This is a genomic window from Mycetocola sp. BIGb0189 (assembly GCF_024810155.1).
In the GTDB taxonomy this organism is placed as follows: domain Bacteria; phylum Actinomycetota; class Actinomycetes; order Actinomycetales; family Microbacteriaceae; genus Mycetocola; species Mycetocola lacteus.
In genome coordinates this window covers 1-16,922 of record NZ_JANUED010000009.1, presented here as the reverse complement: position 1 = coordinate 16,922, position 16,922 = coordinate 1, and the positions used below count along the sequence as shown (strand labels likewise).

Below are 16,922 nucleotides of genomic sequence, written 5' to 3'. Positions count from 1 at the left end.
ACCGCAACTGAATGCAACCCGGGCGGTCCTAGCATGAGGGTGACCAACGGGTCATCGCCCCGAATCCGTCATCACGGTGGGGTGAATCATTTCCATACGATTGGAGTAAACGTGTCGAACACGATGCGCGCCGCCGTCGCCCACTCCGCCGGGGCACCCCTCACCATTGATCAGGTCACCGTCCCGACTCCGGGGCCGGGCCAGGCTCTGGTGAAGGTTCTCACCACCGGGGTCTGCCACACCGACCTGCACGCCGTGCAGGGAGACTGGCCGGTCGCCCCGAAGTCCCCGCTCATCCCCGGGCATGAGGGCGTGGGCACCGTCGTCGCCGTGGGCGAGGGCGTCTCCGATCTGGCCGTGGGCGACCTGGTGGGCAACGCCTGGCTGTGGTCCGCCTGTGGCACCTGTCAGTACTGCCGCACCGGGTGGGAAACCCTGTGCGAGAAGCAGCAGAACGGTGGCTACTCGGTGGACGGCAGCTTTGGCGAGTACATGCTCGTGGACGCCACCTACGCCGCCCGCCTGGACCCGAGCATCGACCCGGTCGAAATCGCCCCGATCCTGTGTGCCGGTGTGACCGTATACAAGGGCCTCAAGGTCACCGATGCGCGTCCGGGCCAGTGGGTCGCGATCTCCGGTATCGGCGGCCTCGGCCACATCGCCGTGCAGTATGCGGTGGCGATGGGCTTCAAGGTTGTGGCCATCGATGTGGACGATGCCAAGCTGGAACTCGCCCGTCACCACGGTGCCGTGGTGACCGTCAACGCACTGACCGAGGATCCCGCCACCGTCGTTCAGGCGCAGACCGGTGGTGTGCACGGTGTGCTGGTGACGGCCGTTCACCCGCAGGCTTTCGCCCAGGCGCTAGCGATTGCCCGTCGCGGTGCCACCATCGTGTTCAACGGCCTGCCCCCGGGGGACTTCCCCGCCAACATCTTTGACATCGTGCTGCGTGGTCTCACCATCCGTGGATCGATCGTGGGAACCCGTCAGGACATGATCGAGGCCGTTCAGTTCTACACCGACGGCAAGGTTGTGCCGACCGTGGAGACCGCAAAGCTGGACGACATCAACGCGGTGTTTGACCGGATGAAGCGCGGCGCAATCGACGGCCGCATCGTGATGGACCTGCGCTAGTCCTAGTCACCTGTCGTAGAGATGGCCCCGCGTCCCATTCGGGGAGCGGGGCCGCCTTCGATTTCGTGTCTCGCGTTCCTAGTCACACGCACGCCTTGAGGGAGAGGTCTCGCCCGGCGAATCAACTGACTCAGCTGCTAGCAAATGCGGCGAGCTTCCTGGCTAAAGACTTCAGGATTACTAGAGTAGGTCACTTCGGCGAGGTTCGCACTGTGAGTAATGGTCCTTTGAATCGAGAACAGTGGTGTGTCGCTTTAGGTCCAAGAAATCATTGCCGTTGGTCAGACCAGCTTTGTCCAAACCGGCGCGAAAGGAATAACCTGTGTCGCGTAAATCCGCTGTATGGTCTTGGGTGCTCAGCGGGGGAATTGCTGTAATTCTGATTGGGGTTCTTGGCTTCAGTGTTTGGCAGGTCCCTCGGTTTCTCATGGTGGATGATGGCATCGATGAAACGGACCGTGCGGCCGCAATCGCGAGTGCCCGTCAAGGAACCCTGTGGGCCGCGGGTGGAGTTATCGCCGTTGTAAGTCTTGTGTTCACCTGGCAGCGGGACCGAATCACGCGGCACCGGGCGGACCTGGAACGAGATTCGAATTTCACTGACCGGTACACCGAAGCGATCGCTCAGCTCGGAAACACGGACAGTCTCGCCATTCGCATTGGCGGGGTTTACGCGCTTGAGCGCATAGCCTTTGATTCCAGTCGGGATAGGCTCACCATTGCTCATGTCTTGGAGACGTTCGTTCGGGAGTTATCCCATGTACATAGCACCGTCACGCTCCAACCGTCGAGGGCGACTCAACGTGCTGCTGAAAGCACTAACAAAGTGTCGGCTCGACCTGGAGCGGAAATAGCGTCCGCGATTTTAGCGTTGGGCCGTATGGCCTCATTCATGAACACGAATATAGATTTCGATCTTGTTGGAGCAAATTTGGGTGAGCTTCGCGTTGCCGGAGTGAACCTAGAGAACGCAAACCTCCGGGACGCAGATCTTTGTGGTATCGATCTAGTCGGTGCAAATCTCAAGGGCGCGAACCTTGGTAATTCCAACCTAACCAGAGCCAATCTTGCGAATGCAGATTTGCGAGGTGCATACTTCTACCCGAAATGGTGCCAAAAGTTATCACTCGAAAAGGCGAATTTGTCGGGTATGGAACTCTGGTTCTTTACTCTAGACGCTGTCCGTCTTCACGGTTCAGATTGCGGAAATGCAAAATTTTATCAGGGCGAACTTTCGCGGGTTTCCTTTTCTAGTGCAAATCTGACTTCGACCGTTTTTGACGGGTGTGAGTTGAAAACTGTCGATTTTACGCGCGCTAAGCTACAGGGAACGGAATTCACGGATTGCAACTTTACTGACGTTTCGTTCGAAGGGGCCTCTCTGAAAGACGTGACTTTGCGAGGGTGCGATCTCACTGGTGCTAGCTTCGTGGGTTGCGACACGTCAGACGTAGACTTCTCACAGGCGATGAATCAGGATCTAGCTAAGTTCTAAGTCGAAGACTTCCCACGGGCATCTGCCGGGCCCGCTAGTGCGCTCATGTTATCGAATGCATTTGACCGTGGCTGAATGGCCAACTTAGGCATTTGCTTGCCGCCGATGCGTTCGGGCTAGCGTGCCCGGGCTGCGCGCACCCCGGCTTCGGGGGAGAGATCGAGCCGACGCAGTAGCTGGGCGTTGGCGGCCACGATGATCGTGGACAGCGACATCAGAATCGCCCCCACCGACATCGGCAGCACAAACCCGATCGGCGCGAGCACCCCGGCCGCGAGTGGGACCGAGAGCAGGTTGTAGCCCGCGGCCCACCAGAGGTTTTGGCTCATCTTGCGATAGCTGGCCCGGGAGAGCTCGATGACCGAGAGGACCGAGCGGGGATCATCGCTGGCCAGGATCACCCCGGCCGAGGCGATGGCCACATCCGTGCCCGCCCCGATCGCGATGCCCACATCCGCCCGGGCGAGAGCCGGGGCATCGTTGACGCCGTCGCCGACCATCGCCACGACCCGTCCCTCGGCCTGCAGCTCGGCCACCCGAGCCGCCTTGTCCTCGGGGCGCACCCCGGCAAAGACCCGGGTGATGCCGAGCTCGGCGGCGACAGCGTGTGCGACGGCCTCGGCGTCCCCGGTGATCATCACCGGCTCGATGCCCAGGTGCTGGAGTGCCTCCACGGCCTCGCGGGATTCCGGACGGATCTCATCGGCAAGCTTGAGTGCGCCGATGACCACCCCGTCGGCAAGTACGTGCAGGATGATCGCACCCTGGGCCCGCCACTCATCCGCCGCGGGAAGCTCCTGGGCCTGGTACTCGCGGAGCAATCCCGGACCGCCCACGCCGATCTCCCGCGTGCCCACCCGGGCCCGTACACCCAGCGCCGGGGCCGAGGTAAAGTCACTCGCGCGTTCCCGGGTGAGGTTGCGCTCGTCGGCGGCCGCCACGATGGCGCGGGCCAGCGGGTGCTCGGAATCCGACTCGGCCGCGGCGGCCAGTGCCAGCACCGCTTGCTCGTCGAGGTCGGAACCGGCGGCTACCGCGATCTCCTCGACCCGGGGCTCCCCGCGGGTCAGGGTTCCGGTCTTGTCGAACAGCACGCTGCCGACCCCGCGCATGCTCTCCAGGGCGAGTCGATCGGTGATCAGGATGCCGCCGCGGGCCGCCCGCTCGGTGGCGATCGAGACCACCAGTGGGATCGCCAGGCCCAGCGCGTGTGGGCAGGCAATGACCAGCACGGTGATGGTGCGCACCACGGCGTCATCGGGCATCCCGAGCAGGGTCCAGACCAGCGCGGTGATGATCGCGGATCCCAGCGCAAACCAGAACAGCCAGCCGGCGGCGCGGTCGGCCAGGCGCTGGGCGCGCGAGGACGAGGCCTGGGCATCGGCCACCAGACGCTGAATCCCGGCCAGGGCGGTGTCCCCACCCACCGCGGTGACACGGACCCGCAGGCCCGAATCGGTGGCCACGGTGCCGGCGATTACGGTGTCCCCGGGCTCGCGGTGCACGGCGCGGGATTCGCCGGTGATCATCGACTCGTCCATGTCTGCGGAACCGGACTCGATCCGCGCATCGGCGGGGACCCGGCCGCCGGGGCGAACGATCAGCAGGTCGCCCACCGCGAGGGTGCTCGGGGCTACCCGTTCGATCCGCTCGGTACCCGGTACGTCCGCGTCGTGCGGCTCGGGTGCTTCGTGACGGTCGTGCGTGGCGTGTGGTTCATGGGCGGCGTGCGCTTCGTGTGCCGAAGCGTTTTGCGCGAATGCGGCGTGTGTGGCGGTGTCCTCGATGACCCGCTCGGCCTCATCGGGCAGCAGGGCCGCGAGTGAGTCCAGGGCCGAGGACGTTTGGGCGAGGGAGCGCATCTCGATCCAGTGTCCCAGCAGCATGATCACGATCAGCAGCGCGAGTTCCCACCAGAAGTCCAGCTCGTGGCTGAGCAGCCCGAGACTCGATCCCCAGGAGGAGAGGAAGGCGACGGTGATGGCCAGCGCGATCAGCAGCATCATGCCGGGCTTGCGGGCTCGCAACTCATCCACCGCTCCGGTTAGGAAGGGCTTGCCACCCCAGACATACATGACGGTGCCGAGGGCCGGGGACACCCAGGTGATTCCGGGGAGATCGGGCAGAGCATAACCGAGGATATGGGCGAACATGCCCGAGAGTGTGACCACCGGGAGGGCGAAGACCAGCATGATCCAGAACAGGCGGCGGAACGCGGCGACGTGTCCGGCATGGCCATCGTGCCCGCCGTGCCCGGCATGCTCATCGTTCCCGCCGTGGCCCGCGTGCTCATCGTGGCCGCCGTGCCCGGCGTGCTCATCGTGCCCGGCGGGATCGGGATGGACGTGGTGGTGCGGATTCTCTCCGGTACTCCCGGGAGAGCGATGGGTGTTCTGCTCGTCGGTCATGGCACCCAGGCTATACCCCCAAGGGGTATACGTCTAGGTGTGGATGTTCGACCGGAGCGATGGCTTAGGCGGGGAAAATCTTGCCGATCGGCTCGCGCTTTTCCGCCTGGAAGCGATCTTCGGCGCGGCCATAGGCCCAGTACCCGGAGAGCGAAAGCTGGGAGCGCTCGAGCTCGCGCTCGGTGATGAATACCTCGCGCAGCGCCTTCATCGATTCGCGCTCACCGTGGGCAAATACCTGGACGCGGCCCTCCAGCCAGGTGAGGGAGCGCACGGCTTCGGCGAGGAGGCGCGGGGTCTCCTCGGTGCGCTCGCCACGGATGATCCAGTGCACGGCAACCCCATCGGGACCGGCCAGGGTCGGGCGATCATCCTCGGACTCAATCTCGATCACAACGATGCCTCGGGCATCCTCGGGCAGGGACTCCGCCGCGGCGGCAATCGCCGGGAACGCCGATTCGTCGCCCACAAACAGGTGCCAATCGGCCTCAAGGTCGGGCGAGTAGGCGCCACCGGGACCGGCGAAAACCACGCGGTCGCCGAGGGCGGCGTTCGCGGCCCAGGGGCCCGCGAGGCCCTCGTCGCCGTGCACCACGAAGTCCACATCCAGCGTGCGCTCCTCGGCGTTCACCCGGCGTACGGTGTAGGTGCGGGTTACCGGAAGGTCCTCGGGCGCGAGGGTTTCGCGCAGCGCGGCCACGTCGTAGGGCGGCTCGAGCTCCAGCTCGGGCTTGGTGAAGAAGATCTTGATGTACTTGTCGGTGGCATCGTTGGAGACGAAGTCGTCAAATCCGGGGCCGCCGAGGGTGAGGCGCACGAGGTGCGGGGTCAGCCAGTTGCGCGCGACCACCTCAAGAACGGTCTGTGGGCGTGCGGGGCGAGGCGTAGGGGACGTGCTCATAATGCTCATTCTGCACCGTCCGGGGCCGAATTGCACGACCGTTTGTCCATTTTCCGACTGACCCACGTTCGAGGGGTGTCTGATAGGTGGATATCTGGACGACAGGAGCCCGGGATTCCGCCGGAAACGGCACCTTATGCGCGGGTATGGATCAACACGCGCGAGAAAACGAAATGCCCCCGCGTGCGGCGGTGCCGAACGCGGGGGCCGTGGCGGTGAGCTAGACGCCGATCGACACGCGGCCGGTGTCGGTGCCCTCGTGGGCGTGGGTCTGTGCCCGGCGGGCATGCTCCTCGGCGAGCATTGCCTGGGTGATGATCGGAATGGCCACGGTGGGCGGCAGGATCTCGTCGAGGACGTCGACCTGCTCGCCGATGACCGAGACGGTGCCCGTTCCGGTGGAGGTTATGGTGGGCAGCGCGTCGGTCATCGGGTTGCTGGCGGCTGAGCGTGCACGCTGCCGGGCTCGACGCACCAGCATGATTGAGGCCTGCAGGCCGATGACGATCCAGATGCCGTTGACCACCGCCGAGGGCCACGCGCCGTTGGAGGCCGCGCTGATCAGCAGCATGCCCGCACCCACGATGTTGCCCACCTGGAACCAGGGTGAATCCGCTGCGAGTTTGCCCGCGCTGAGCAGGCCGTACGCGGCGACGGTGAGGATGGCGCCGATCCAACCGGCGGCAACGATGAGAAGCGAGAAATCCACGGGGTACTTTCGGGGGCAGAAGTTCAATGAGCGGGGGCGGCAATTGGGGTGCCGAGAAATAAGTTTCGGTGATTTCCGACCTAAGCACAAATAACGTTTTGTGATCTAGGACATAAGCTTTACTTATGGCAGAAATTGACCCGACGCGACTCACCTTTTTGCTCGCCGTTGCCCGCCACGGCAGCATCCTGGCCGCGGCCGATTCCCTGCACGTGACGGCGTCCGCGGTGTCCCAGCAGATCTCCCGTTTGGAGCGCGAACAGGGGGTCGCGCTGTTGGATCGAGGCCCCCGGGGAGTGACCCTGACCCTGTCCGGGAGAATCCTGGTGGAGGCGGCCGAGAGTATCGAACGTGAGCTCACCGACGCACGTGGACGCCTGATCGAGGCGCAGCAGGAGGTGACCGGATCGGTGTCGATCGCGGCGTTCCAGACCGTGCTGTCCGGTCTCATCGTGCCGCACCTATCGCAGCTGCTGGACTCCCTCCCCGGAATCGAGCTGCGCCTGCACGATGCCTCAACCCTGCGTCTGCCGCGGATGCTGCGCAGCGGCGAGGCCGACCTGATCATCTTCGACCGCGAGCTGGATGAGGGCTCACCCGCGTACACCCGGGACGTGCCGCTGCTGGATGATCCGTGGCGGCTCGTGGTCCCGCAGGCGACCCCGGCGGATCTGAGTCTGGACGAGCTGGTCGCGCTGCCCTGGCTCGGGGTGGCCACCGAGGGGGCATCGGCGCGGGCGGTCGAGCGGGCGCGAATTCGGCTGGGGGTCACCACCGCTCCGGTCCACGGATATGAGGACTTCCCCGCCGCGCTCTCGCTGGTCTCAGCCGGACAGGGGGTGACCCTGCTGCCCGACCTGGCGCTTCAGGAGGCGCTGCCCGCCGGTGTTTCGGTGCGCGAGATGCCGGGCCTCGGCACCCGCTCGCTGACCCTGCGTCACCGCGCGACGAAGCGCGAACCGGTCGCCGCCACCGCGATTGTGATCGATGCCCTGGTGCGCCTGGCTCGAGACTGGCAGGCCTCGCGGGTGTAGGGGTGGTCGCCCGGGGGTATCCGAGGTATTATTTTGTATGGCAAAAATAGTATTCACATCGGGGGGATCGGCATCGAAGCACGGTGTCTCGCTTGCCGATGTTGAAAACGCTATTCGCGTCGATCGTGCGCGCTGGATTCGCCATTTTGATGAACCCCGTTCGCCGAACCATCCGCGTCCGGATCTTTTTATCGGATATGACCTGGCAGGCCTTCCGATTGAAGTGATGGGCAACTGGGTGGAATCCGGAGATTTTGTGGTTTTTCATGCAATGCCGCTTCGGCAAAAGACTCGGAACCGAGTAAGGGAGATTGAACATGGCTGACATCCAGCACAACGCGCCGAAGGATGAACGCGAACGCTTTGCCGAAGAGATGCCCGCGTTTGGCTCGGAAACCGTGGTGTTTGTGGGAGGCGAGGGGCAGGACATCCTTGATGATCTTTTTGGGGAGGTTCCGGCGATTGGCGGAGAAAACGAGGTCACGCGTCGTCTCCGCGGGCGCCCGCGGCTTGATCGACGTGTGGGAGCCGGGGTTTCTTCTCCCAAGCTCAATATTCGACTGAGTGAGTCGCTGCGATCCGAAATGCGCGGATTTTTGACCGGGTCCGAGTTTTCCACCGAGTCGGAGTTTGTTCGTGCGGCAATTAGCGAGTACATCCAAAACCATCGGGCGAGCTAGTCATCCGAGGCGATTTCATAGAAGAAATTAAGTTGCGTATGTGAGAAGTGGGTGTCAAACTCGAACCGACCGGGGTCGTCCCGGTCGGAACCGAGGAGTACCCGTGAGCACGACCCCTGACACCGACGTCACCCCCATCGATTCGACCCCCGCAGTCGATCCTTCAGCTCTCAAGGACGCCGCCGTCGCGGCGGAGGGCGTTGATGATGCCGAGCCGAGCCGGGCCGAACTGGCTGCCGCCGGAGAACGCCGCATCGCCTGGATTCGCACCCGGATGGGCATGTTGGCGAATCTGCGTGAGCGCTTTGCCGCCGAGCGTCCGTTTGAGGGCATCACGATCGGGCTGTCGCTGCATGTGGAACCCAAGACCGCGGTCCTGGTGGAAACCCTCGCCGCCGGTGGTGCCCGCATCGTGGGAACCGGTAACCACGGTTCGACCCAGGACGATGTGGTCGCCGCGCTGCAGGAGCGCGGGATGACCATCTTTGGCCGGCGCGAAGACTCGATCGAGGAACATCACCGAAACCTTGCCCGCACGATCGCCGAACGCCCGCAGATTCTGCTGGATAACGGTGCCGATCTGGCGGCGCTCGCGGTCACCGAGGGGCTTTCGGGGTCGCTGATCGGCGGCACCGAGGAGACCACCTCGGGGGCGTTCCGCCTGCGCGAGGAGATGAACGGGGAGGTGCCCTTCCCGGTGATTGTGATCAACGACAGCCCGCTCAAGGCCATCGGCGAAAACAAGCACGCGGTGGGGCAGAGTGCGGTGGAATCCTTCATGCGCCTGACAAATGTGCAGGTGCCCGGACGCCGCTTCGTGGTGGCCGGCTATGGCTGGTGCGGTCGAGGGATCGCCCAGTATCTCCGCGCTCTCGGCGGCCGCGTCTCGGTGGCCGAGGTGGACGAGCTGGCCGCCTATGAGGCCGCGTTTGACGGTTTCCGGGTGGCGCCGCTGGCCGACCTGGTGTCCTCCGCCGACGTCATCATCACCGCGACCGGCCGCGCCGGCATCCTCACCGCCGAGCACTTCGACCTGCTGCGAGACGGCACGATCCTGGGCAACATCGGTCACTTCCCCTGGGAGATCGATGTGCCCGCGCTGACCTCTGCGGGTGCCGTGGCTCCGGTCACCGAGGAGATCGATGCGATCACCCTGGACGAGGACCGTACCGTCTATCTGCTGACCGGCGGGCGCATGTATAACCTCGCCGGAACCGCGCCGCGGGGTAACTCGATCGAGGCGATGGATGTGGGCTTCATGATGCAGGCCCTCTCGCTCGAGCGGATCGCGCTGCGTGCGGCGAACCTGCCCACCGGGCCGCAGCCGGTCCCCGATGACATCAACCGCGATATCGCCCGGCAGACCCTGAGCCTGCTGGGTAGCTCGCTCGCCTAGGCCCGCGCAGATGGGCCACCGATGAGCATCGGGCCCACGCGGGAAACCGCGGCGGGATCGGTACACTCGAACACTATGAGCATCGATCCCGCCGCTGCGTCCCCGGCCGAGTCCGCGCCCGCCTACGCCGCCCCGGCGGTGGAGAAGGCGCTCGACATCCTGGAGTTTCTGGCCGAGACGCCGGGGCCGGTGAGTCAGCAGGCGATCGCCCAGCGCACGGGCCGCTCGGCCGCGCAGATTTTTCGGGTGCTCAGCGTGCTGGAGCGTCGGGGATACATCGCCCGAGATGAGGGTTCGGGTCTCTACTCGCTGAGCCTGCGACTCTTTGAACTCGCCCATCGGCATGATCCGATTCGCTCGCTGGTGTGGCTGGCGCAGCCCATCATGCGCCGCCTGGCCACGAGTGTGGGGCAGTCCTGCAACCTGGGCTATCGGGCGGGCGATCACCTGGTGATCCTGGCCGAGTCCGCCGGTCCCGGAGACTTCGGGTTCCGGGTGCGGGTGGGTGCGGAGTTCGATCTGCGCGGCACCAACGCGGGTCGGGTGCTGCTGGCGTTTGCCGATGCCGGCGGGGCAGGCGCTGCCGCTGCTGTTGCAGCCGCTGATGCGGCACCCGCTGCCGATGCTGATGCCGCTGCCGCCGCCGCTGCCGCTGCCGCTGCCGCTGCCGATGCCTCTGCCGGTTCCGATGCCGCCGGCGTGGACGCTTCGCTCGCCGACACCCTGGCGATCATCCGCACGGCCGGGATCGCCGAGCAGCCCGACGGGCTCTATCCCGGGGTCACCGACCTCAGCGCCCCGATCCTCTCCCGGGAGGGCGTCGCCCTTGCCTGCCTGACGGTTCCCTATGTGGCCACCTCGCTGAGCACCCACCCGGCCGGGTTTGTGCGTGAGGAGCTTCTCGCCGCCGCCGCCGCGATCACCGAGCTGCTCGCGGGCGCGGATGCCGCGCCTTCGGGTGCATCCGGTATCCCCTCGGCAGCGAACGCGGGCTAGCCGGACGCCGAGCCTCGCCGGTGAACGCGGGCTAGCCGGACGCGGGCTAGTTTGAGGCCGAGCCTCGCCGGTGAACGCGGGCTAGTTTGGGGCCGAGCCTCGCCGGCGGTCGATTTCACCGAGCACCGCCGGTGCAACAACACCGTGGATAAGGACGCTCCCGACCACGGTGGCGACGGCGATCACCAACACATAGTCGGCCTCCGTGCTACCGGAGGGCAACGCGTTGTAGGCGAGGAGCGCGAAGACGATCGAGGCCGTGCCGCGCGGGCCGAGCGCGCCGATGAGGAGTCGATCGCGACGGCCAACGGTGCTCCGCAGGAGCGACAGATAGGCGGGGCCGATGCGCAGGAGCGTGAGCGCGAGCAGGGCAAACACGATGAGTGTCCACTCCACTCCGCCGGAAAACGCAACCAGCATGGTGCCGCCGAGCATGAACCACACAAAGTTTGTGGTGAGCACCCCCACCTCGTCGATAAATCGAAGCTCGGTGTGGGGGATCGACCGCACCTCCATCCCCCGGGTTCTCATGATGCGATACGCGAGCCCGGTCACAAAGGCGGCCACAAAACCGTTGGCGTTGATCTCGGGGATGACGGCGGCGGTTCCAAACGCGATGAGCGGCAGGAGCATGGTGACCAGCCGGATCCCCGCATCGCTGGCCCAGCCGACTCGGTGGAGGTGGCGCACCGCCAGCCCCAGGCAGGTCCCGAGCGTGATACCCACGGCAATGGCCGCCAGGATCGACGGCGCGGCATTTGCGAATACCCGCGCGAAATCCTCGGCACCCTGATCGAGAATCCGGTTCTGATCTCCGGGCTGGGCTTCGATCGCCTTGATGATGGCCACGGATACCGCCAGCGACATGCCAAAGAACGGGGCAACCAGACCGTCGTTATAGCCTCCCTCGATGGTGAGGATCGAGCGCACCCGCGGGGGCAGGCTGCCGAGCCGTAGCATCCGAGCGGCGGGCGCCAAATCGATCGGCATCACCACACAGGCGATTACCAGGGCGACCAACAGCGCATCGGGAACCAGGAAGACACTGATCAGTGCCGCGAGCATGATGGAGAGGGGGAGCGCGATCAGCAGCAGGCGCAGTGTCGCGTTTCGTTCCCCGCCAAACAGGCCGCGACCGCGTACCTCCATGGCGTCGGTGAATAGCAGAATGGCGAGGATCAGCTCGACCACCCGTGAGCTCACCTCGGTGTCGATGGCCGCGGCAAAAGCCGGAACGTTCCAGACCGTGGTCAGGGCTCCGAGGACGATCAGCGCGGCCGGACCGGCGATTCCCCAGCGTTCGAATCGGTGGGAGACGAGGGACCACACCGCGACAGCCGCCAGTCCGATTAACACCAAGGGGGGCATCGAACTCTCCTTATACCGGGGCGGATGCGTGGCTGCACCCGCGGCCAGCTTACCCGGGGTAAGCGCTAATCGGCGGTGTTTTCGGCGGGCGACCAGGTCGGGAACGGGTCGGGGAACCGTGCCCAGGTGGTCGGTCCGGCCTCAAGCTCGGCGTCGGTGAGGGCGGCATCGTCGAGCGCGCGGGTGAGGGCGTCGAGGTCCAGGTCGAGACCGATGAAGGCCAGGTCCTGGCCGACGGACATGAGTTCCTCCGCGGCCGGATGATCGTCGATGCCCACCAGACGGTCGTGCTCCGAGAGGACCTGGAACGCGATCGTGCACCCCACGTGCTCCCACTGCATCGTCTCGCCGGGGCGGGTCGCGAAGCGGCAGAATCCCGCCGAGCGGACGATCAGACCAAACTCACCCGGTTCGATCCGTTCATCCAGCACCCGCTGGAGTCGCCCGGGGTGCAACGGGCGCAGCTGCTGGTAGTGCAGGGTGCTCACCCGACGGTCGGTCATATGTGGGGCGGCGTCCTCGTTGAGGATGCTGACCCACCCCGCGCGGTCCTGGGCTGCGGCGTAGGCGGGACCCGCAGAGATCGGGTCAATGGTATCCACGTGCAGACGCAGCCGGGCACGCGGACTCAGGGTGCTCACCAGTGCCATCACGCTTGAGAGGTCGGGGGTGCTGAGCACATCCCAGTTGACCAGCACGATGGTTGAGGCGTACTCGAGCTGGGTGACCGTGAGGAGGGCCCGGGCGGTGAATTCGCGGGGCTGGCCGGTCGGTGTGCGGGCGGTCACGATGAAGTCTTCGGCGGCGAGGTCGTCCAGTAAATGGGCGGCATCCACCACGCAGATGACCGCGCCCAGGCGCGTGTGTGCCGCGGGGTCGGTGAGGGCTCCGATGAGTTCGATCGCCGAGGCCGTGGCCGGGCACTCAACCACGACGCCGGCCGAGACGTCCACAGTCGCGGATCCATCCGCCGAGGTTTCGGCCCAGGTGAGTGCGTCGACGGCGGACGGCCGGCTCAGGTGTGCGGCGGGAATCAGCGCGCGCCCGGACTCCTCCGAGAGTCTGCGCGCGTACAGTGCCCGCTCCGGCGCGCACGCCCCCACCACCGCAACCACGTCTACCTGATCCACCGATTCTCCCTTGCTGTTCCCCGACGTGGGTCGTCGGTGTATGTTAATGATAACAGTTCTCAATAGTAAGGAAATTCGATGAAGGTTCGTTCATCCCTCAAGTCGCTCAAGAATCAGCCGGGATCGCAGGTGGTTCGCCGCCGCGGCCGCACGTTTGTGATCAATAAGCTCAACCCGCGCTTCAAGGGTCGTCAGGGTTGACCGGGCGGCGGGGTTCCGGACGCGGAGCCCCGCGTGTTCCCGCGGCTGTTGGGCAAATGCGCGCACTCGATGGGCCGAGCCGCCCGGGCACGGTAGGCTATACGGGTGAGTAATGAAATTGAGATCGGTGTCGGTAAGCGCGCCCGTGGCGTATTTGGATTCGACGATGTTGCCATCGTCCCGGACCGGCGTACCCGCGATCACCGCGACGTCTCGGTGAGCTGGGAGATCGACGCCTTCACCTTCGACACCCCCTTCATTGCCGCCCCCATGGACTCGGTCGTCTCGCCGACCTCGGCCATCACCATCGGCAAGCTCGGTGGCCTGGGTGTTCTCGACCTCGAGGGCCTCTGGACCCGCTACGAGAACCCCGAGGTGCTGCTGGCCGAAATCGCCGAGCTGCCCGCCGAGCGTGCCACCAAGCGCATGCAGGAGATCTACTCCGCCCCGATCATCCCCGAGCTGGTGACCGCGCGCATCGCCGAGATCCGCGCCGCCGGTGTTCCGGTGGCCGCCGCGCTCTCGCCGCAGCGTACCCAGGAGCTCTCCGACACCGTGGTCGCCGCGGGTGTCGACATCTTCGTGATCCGTGGCACCACCGTGTCCGCCGAGCACGTGTCCAAGGAGTCCGAGCCGCTGAACCTGAAGAAGTTCATCTACGAGCTCGACGTGCCGGTCATCGTGGGTGGCGCCGCCACCTACACCACCGCTCTGCACCTGATGCGTACCGGTGCCGCCGGTGTGCTGGTGGGCTTCGGTGGCGGTGCGGCCTCGAACACTCGCGCCACTCTGGGAATCCACGCGCCGATGGCCACCGCCGTCGCCGATGTGGCCGGCGCTCGCCGTGACTACATGGTGGAGTCCGGTGGACGCTACGTGCAGGTCATCGCCGATGGCGGCCTGGGTTCCTCGGGCGACATCGTCAAGGCCATCGCCTGCGGTGCCGACGCCGTGATGCTGGGTACCACCCTGGCCCGCGCGACCGACGCTCCCGGACACGGCTTCCACTGGGGTGCCGAGGCCTACCACCCGCAGGTCCCGCGTGGCCGCCGCGTCGAGGTGGGCACCGTGGGTACCTTCGAGGAGATCTTCCACGGCCCGGCATCCAGCTCCGAGGGCACCGCGAACCTCACCGGCGCCCTGCGTCGCGCGATGGCCACCACCGGATACTCGGACCTCAAGGAGTTCCAGCGCGCGCCGCTGGTCACCCGCCGCTCGATGTAGTTTTTGTCGCCTCGGCCGGGTCTGTGCCCGCCGTGGCTCGATGTAACACTTCCGCGGTGTTACGGCACCGCTCACGAATGCGTCGTCCCCACTTCGGGGCGGCGCATTCGTGGTTTTCCGCGGGGGATCGGGCCATACGCGGTGCACGCTGCGTGGTGTCGTTCCGCACGCTCGGTAATTGCTCAGAATTTCGAGCGGACCCCTGGTTTCTGCCTGCGTGACTGGCTAGGCTCGGTGGTGGCGGTGTGACCGTTCCGGTCGCCCGCAATCAGCTTGGCCGGAATCGGCTTGCCGGTTCCCACCACCGAGGGAGGGCACATGGCAGCGGAAAAAAAGTCCACGAAGTCGACGGCGGGGCAGGGGTCCCGTGCGGAGGAGCCGCGGCGTGTGGGGCTCGGCCCGGAACAGCGTTCGGCCGCGATCGAGGCACTCAAGGAGCGTGAGCTCGACGTTCTGGTGGTGGGTGGCGGAATCGTGGGTGCCGGATCGGCACTGGACGCGGTCACCCGTGGTCTGAGCACCGGAATCCTCGAGGCCCGCGACTGGGCCAGCGGAACCTCCAGCCGCTCCTCCAAGCTGGTGCACGGTGGCATCCGCTATCTGGAACAGCTCGACTTCCGTCTGGTGCGCGAAGCCCTGATCGAGCGTGGCCTGCTGCTGCAGCGTCTGGCCCCGCACCTGGTGAAGCCCGTGCGCTTCCTCTACCCCCTGAACCGGCCGGTGTTTGAGCGCTTCTACATCGGTGCCGGCATGATGCTGTACGACATCTTCTCCTACACCGGCGGCCGTCCGCCGGGGGTGCCGCACCACCGGCACCTGAGCAAACGACAGGTGCAGCGGGCGATCCCGTCGCTGCGCAATAACGCGTTTGTCGGCGGCCTTACCTACTACGACGCCCAGGTGGACGACGCCCGCTATGTGGCCTCCCTGGTGCGGACCGCCGCGAGCTACGGCGCGCACGCCGCGAGCCGCGTGCGGGTTGAGGGCTTCCTCAAGGTGGGACAGCGCGTGGTGGGCGTGAAGGCACACGACCTGGAGACCGGCGAGCACTTCGAGGTGCGCGCCAAGCAGGTCGTGAACGCCACCGGTGTGTGGACCGATGACACCCAGGCCCTCGTGGGCGAGCGCGGGCAGTTCAAGGTGCGCGCGTCCAAGGGCATCCACCTGGTGGTGCCGCGCGATCGCTTCCAGTCCAACATGGGTCTGCTGCTGCGCACCGAGAAGAGTGTGCTGTTTGTGATTCCCTGGGGTCGGCACTGGCTGATCGGTACCACCGATACCGACTGGGACCTGGACAAGGCGCATCCCGCCGCAACCGCCGCGGATATCGACTACCTGCTGGAGCACGTCAATAAGATCCTCGCGGTTCCGCTCACCCGGGACGATGTCGAGGGTGTGTATGCGGGCCTGCGTCCGCTGCTGGCGGGGGAGAGCGATCAGACCTCGAAGCTCTCGCGCGAGCACATCGTGACCCACTCGGTCCCGGGGCTCGTGGTCGTGGCCGGCGGAAAGTGGACCACCTATCGGGTCATGGCCAAGGACGCGGTGGATGCGGCGGTGGATGCGCTGGATGGCAAGATCCCCAAGTCCGCGACCGAGAACATCTCGCTGGTGGGGGCCGAGGGCTATCAGGCCGCGTGGAATAAGCGCGCCAAGATCGCCCGTGCGTTCGACGTGCACCCGGCCCGGATCGAGCACCTGCTGAACCGCTACGGTACCCTCGCCGATGAGGTCCTCGACCTGATCCGTGAGCGTCCCGAACTCGGGGAACCGCTGCCCGGTGCCGACGACTATCTGGGTGCCGAGGTTGTCTACGCGGCCACCCACGAGGGTGCGCTGCACCTCGACGACGTCCTGGCCCGCCGCACCCGCATCTCGATCGAGGCGTGGGACCGCGGAGTCTCGGCAGCCCCGGTGGCCGCCAAGCTCCTCGGCGACGCCCTGGGCTGGGACGCTGCCCGCGTGCAGAAGGAAACCGACCTGTACCTCGAGCGGGTCAAGGCCGAGCGCGCCTCCCAGGAACAGCCGGACGACGTCTCGGCCGACCGCGTGCGCCTGGAAGCCCCCGAGGTGGGCGAGGCATAGCCCCAAGCCGAATCACAACGGCGGGGGGGGGGGGGGGGGGGGGGGGGGGGGCGCCGGGGCGGGGGGGGGGGGGGGGGGGGGTTGTGGGCGGGGGGGGCGCGCTGGGGCGCGTGGCGGGGGGGGCTGGTGGGGGGGGCGGGTCGGGGGGTGGGGGCGTG

At 66.1% G+C, this 16,922-nt stretch carries 15 protein-coding genes; 10 read left to right on the top strand and 5 right to left on the bottom strand.

Annotated elements, in window-relative coordinates; all coding sequences use genetic code 11:
• Positions 1–123 precede the first annotated feature (123 nt).
• Both adhP and M2390_RS13790 read left to right on the top strand, forming a co-directional pair.
• Positions 124–1,137, top strand: a complete 1,014-nt coding sequence (adhP, locus tag M2390_RS13795) for an alcohol dehydrogenase AdhP (protein ID WP_259179801.1) — start codon at positions 124–126, stop codon at positions 1,135–1,137.
• A 322-nt stretch (positions 1,138–1,459) separates the two neighbouring features.
• Entirely contained in the window at positions 1,460–2,632 is a 1,173-nt protein-coding gene (locus tag M2390_RS13790; protein WP_259179586.1) for a pentapeptide repeat-containing protein, read from the top strand.
• 116 nt (positions 2,633–2,748) lie between these two features.
• Here the strand turns inward: M2390_RS13790 and M2390_RS13785 are convergent, their stop codons facing one another.
• From M2390_RS13785 to M2390_RS13775, 3 genes are all read right to left on the bottom strand, one after another.
• Positions 2,749–5,040, bottom strand: coding sequence for a heavy metal translocating P-type ATPase (locus M2390_RS13785; RefSeq protein WP_259179585.1), 2,292 nt, complete (start codon positions 5,038–5,040; stop codon positions 2,749–2,751).
• A gap of 64 nt (positions 5,041–5,104) precedes the next feature.
• Positions 5,105–5,941 (bottom strand): siderophore-interacting protein, encoded by an 837-nt coding sequence (locus M2390_RS13780; RefSeq protein ID WP_259179583.1) that lies wholly within the window; start codon positions 5,939–5,941, stop codon positions 5,105–5,107.
• Positions 5,942–6,161: 220 nt separating this feature from the next.
• Positions 6,162–6,650 carry a hypothetical protein gene (locus M2390_RS13775; RefSeq protein ID WP_259179581.1) on the bottom strand — a complete coding sequence of 163 codons (489 nt, stop codon included), beginning with the start codon at positions 6,648–6,650 and terminating at the stop codon, positions 6,162–6,164.
• A 125-nt stretch (positions 6,651–6,775) separates the two neighbouring features.
• On the opposite strand from M2390_RS13775, the gene M2390_RS13770 reads away from it, so the two are divergent.
• From M2390_RS13770 to M2390_RS13750, 5 genes are all read left to right on the top strand, one after another.
• On the top strand, positions 6,776–7,684 hold the full coding sequence (locus M2390_RS13770) for a LysR family transcriptional regulator (RefSeq protein WP_259179580.1): 909 nt from the start codon (positions 6,776–6,778) through the stop codon (positions 7,682–7,684).
• A gap of 37 nt (positions 7,685–7,721) precedes the next feature.
• On the top strand, positions 7,722–8,009 hold the full coding sequence (locus tag M2390_RS13765) for a hypothetical protein (protein WP_259179579.1): 288 nt from the start codon (positions 7,722–7,724) through the stop codon (positions 8,007–8,009).
• Complete coding sequence (locus tag M2390_RS13760) at positions 8,002–8,364, top strand: ribbon-helix-helix domain-containing protein (protein ID WP_259179577.1); 363 nt, start codon at positions 8,002–8,004, stop codon at positions 8,362–8,364. The genes M2390_RS13765 and M2390_RS13760 overlap by 8 nt, the downstream gene beginning before the upstream one ends.
• Positions 8,365–8,467: 103 nt before the next feature.
• Positions 8,468–9,760, top strand: coding sequence for an adenosylhomocysteinase (locus tag M2390_RS13755; protein ID WP_259179576.1), 1,293 nt, complete (start codon positions 8,468–8,470; stop codon positions 9,758–9,760).
• Between the two features lie 75 nt (positions 9,761–9,835).
• Positions 9,836–10,756: an IclR family transcriptional regulator gene (locus tag M2390_RS13750; RefSeq protein WP_259179575.1), complete on the top strand. Its 921-nt coding sequence runs from the start codon at positions 9,836–9,838 to the stop codon at positions 10,754–10,756.
• A gap of 81 nt (positions 10,757–10,837) precedes the next feature.
• On the opposite strand, the gene M2390_RS13745 is transcribed toward M2390_RS13750, so the two are convergent.
• Together M2390_RS13745 and M2390_RS13740 are read right to left on the bottom strand one after the other, a co-directional pair.
• Positions 10,838–12,124 carry a cation:proton antiporter gene (locus M2390_RS13745; RefSeq protein ID WP_259179574.1) on the bottom strand — a complete coding sequence of 429 codons (1,287 nt, stop codon included), beginning with the start codon at positions 12,122–12,124 and terminating at the stop codon, positions 10,838–10,840.
• 65 nt (positions 12,125–12,189) lie between these two features.
• Complete coding sequence (locus tag M2390_RS13740; RefSeq protein ID WP_259179573.1) at positions 12,190–13,254, bottom strand: GTP-binding protein; 1,065 nt, start codon at positions 13,252–13,254, stop codon at positions 12,190–12,192.
• A gap of 78 nt (positions 13,255–13,332) precedes the next feature.
• Between M2390_RS13740 and ykgO the strand changes: the two genes are divergently transcribed.
• The 3 genes from ykgO (at position 13,333) to M2390_RS13725 (ending at position 16,764) form a co-directional block, all read left to right on the top strand.
• Positions 13,333–13,455 carry a type B 50S ribosomal protein L36 gene (ykgO, locus tag M2390_RS13735; RefSeq protein WP_030148064.1) on the top strand — a complete coding sequence of 41 codons (123 nt, stop codon included), beginning with the start codon at positions 13,333–13,335 and terminating at the stop codon, positions 13,453–13,455.
• Positions 13,456–13,560: 105 nt separating this feature from the next.
• Entirely contained in the window at positions 13,561–14,679 is a 1,119-nt protein-coding gene (locus M2390_RS13730) for a GuaB3 family IMP dehydrogenase-related protein (protein ID WP_259179569.1), read from the top strand.
• Positions 14,680–14,997: 318 nt separating this feature from the next.
• Positions 14,998–16,764 carry a glycerol-3-phosphate dehydrogenase/oxidase gene (locus M2390_RS13725; RefSeq protein WP_081863940.1) on the top strand — a complete coding sequence of 589 codons (1,767 nt, stop codon included), beginning with the start codon at positions 14,998–15,000 and terminating at the stop codon, positions 16,762–16,764.
• Positions 16,765–16,922 lie beyond the last annotated feature (158 nt).

Bases quoted from the DNA above. Each gene is read 5' to 3' on its own strand.
- adhP (WP_259179801.1), top strand. From the start codon at position 124: ATGCGCGCCGCCGTCGCCCACTCCGCCGGGGCACCCCTCACCATTGAT.
- M2390_RS13785 (WP_259179585.1), bottom strand. From the start codon at position 5,040: ATGACCGACGAGCAGAACACCCATCGCTCTCCCGGGAGTACCGGAGAG.
- M2390_RS13780 (WP_259179583.1), bottom strand. From the start codon at position 5,941: ATGAGCACGTCCCCTACGCCTCGCCCCGCACGCCCACAGACCGTTCTT.
- M2390_RS13770 (WP_259179580.1), top strand. From the start codon at position 6,776: ATGGCAGAAATTGACCCGACGCGACTCACCTTTTTGCTCGCCGTTGCC.
- M2390_RS13765 (WP_259179579.1), top strand. From the start codon at position 7,722: ATGGCAAAAATAGTATTCACATCGGGGGGATCGGCATCGAAGCACGGT.
- M2390_RS13760 (WP_259179577.1), top strand. From the start codon at position 8,002: ATGGCTGACATCCAGCACAACGCGCCGAAGGATGAACGCGAACGCTTT.
- M2390_RS13750 (WP_259179575.1), top strand. From the start codon at position 9,836: ATGAGCATCGATCCCGCCGCTGCGTCCCCGGCCGAGTCCGCGCCCGCC.
- M2390_RS13745 (WP_259179574.1), bottom strand. From the start codon at position 12,124: ATGCCCCCCTTGGTGTTAATCGGACTGGCGGCTGTCGCGGTGTGGTCC.
- ykgO (WP_030148064.1), top strand. From the start codon at position 13,333: ATGAAGGTTCGTTCATCCCTCAAGTCGCTCAAGAATCAGCCGGGATCG.
- M2390_RS13725 (WP_081863940.1), top strand. From the start codon at position 14,998: ATGGCAGCGGAAAAAAAGTCCACGAAGTCGACGGCGGGGCAGGGGTCC.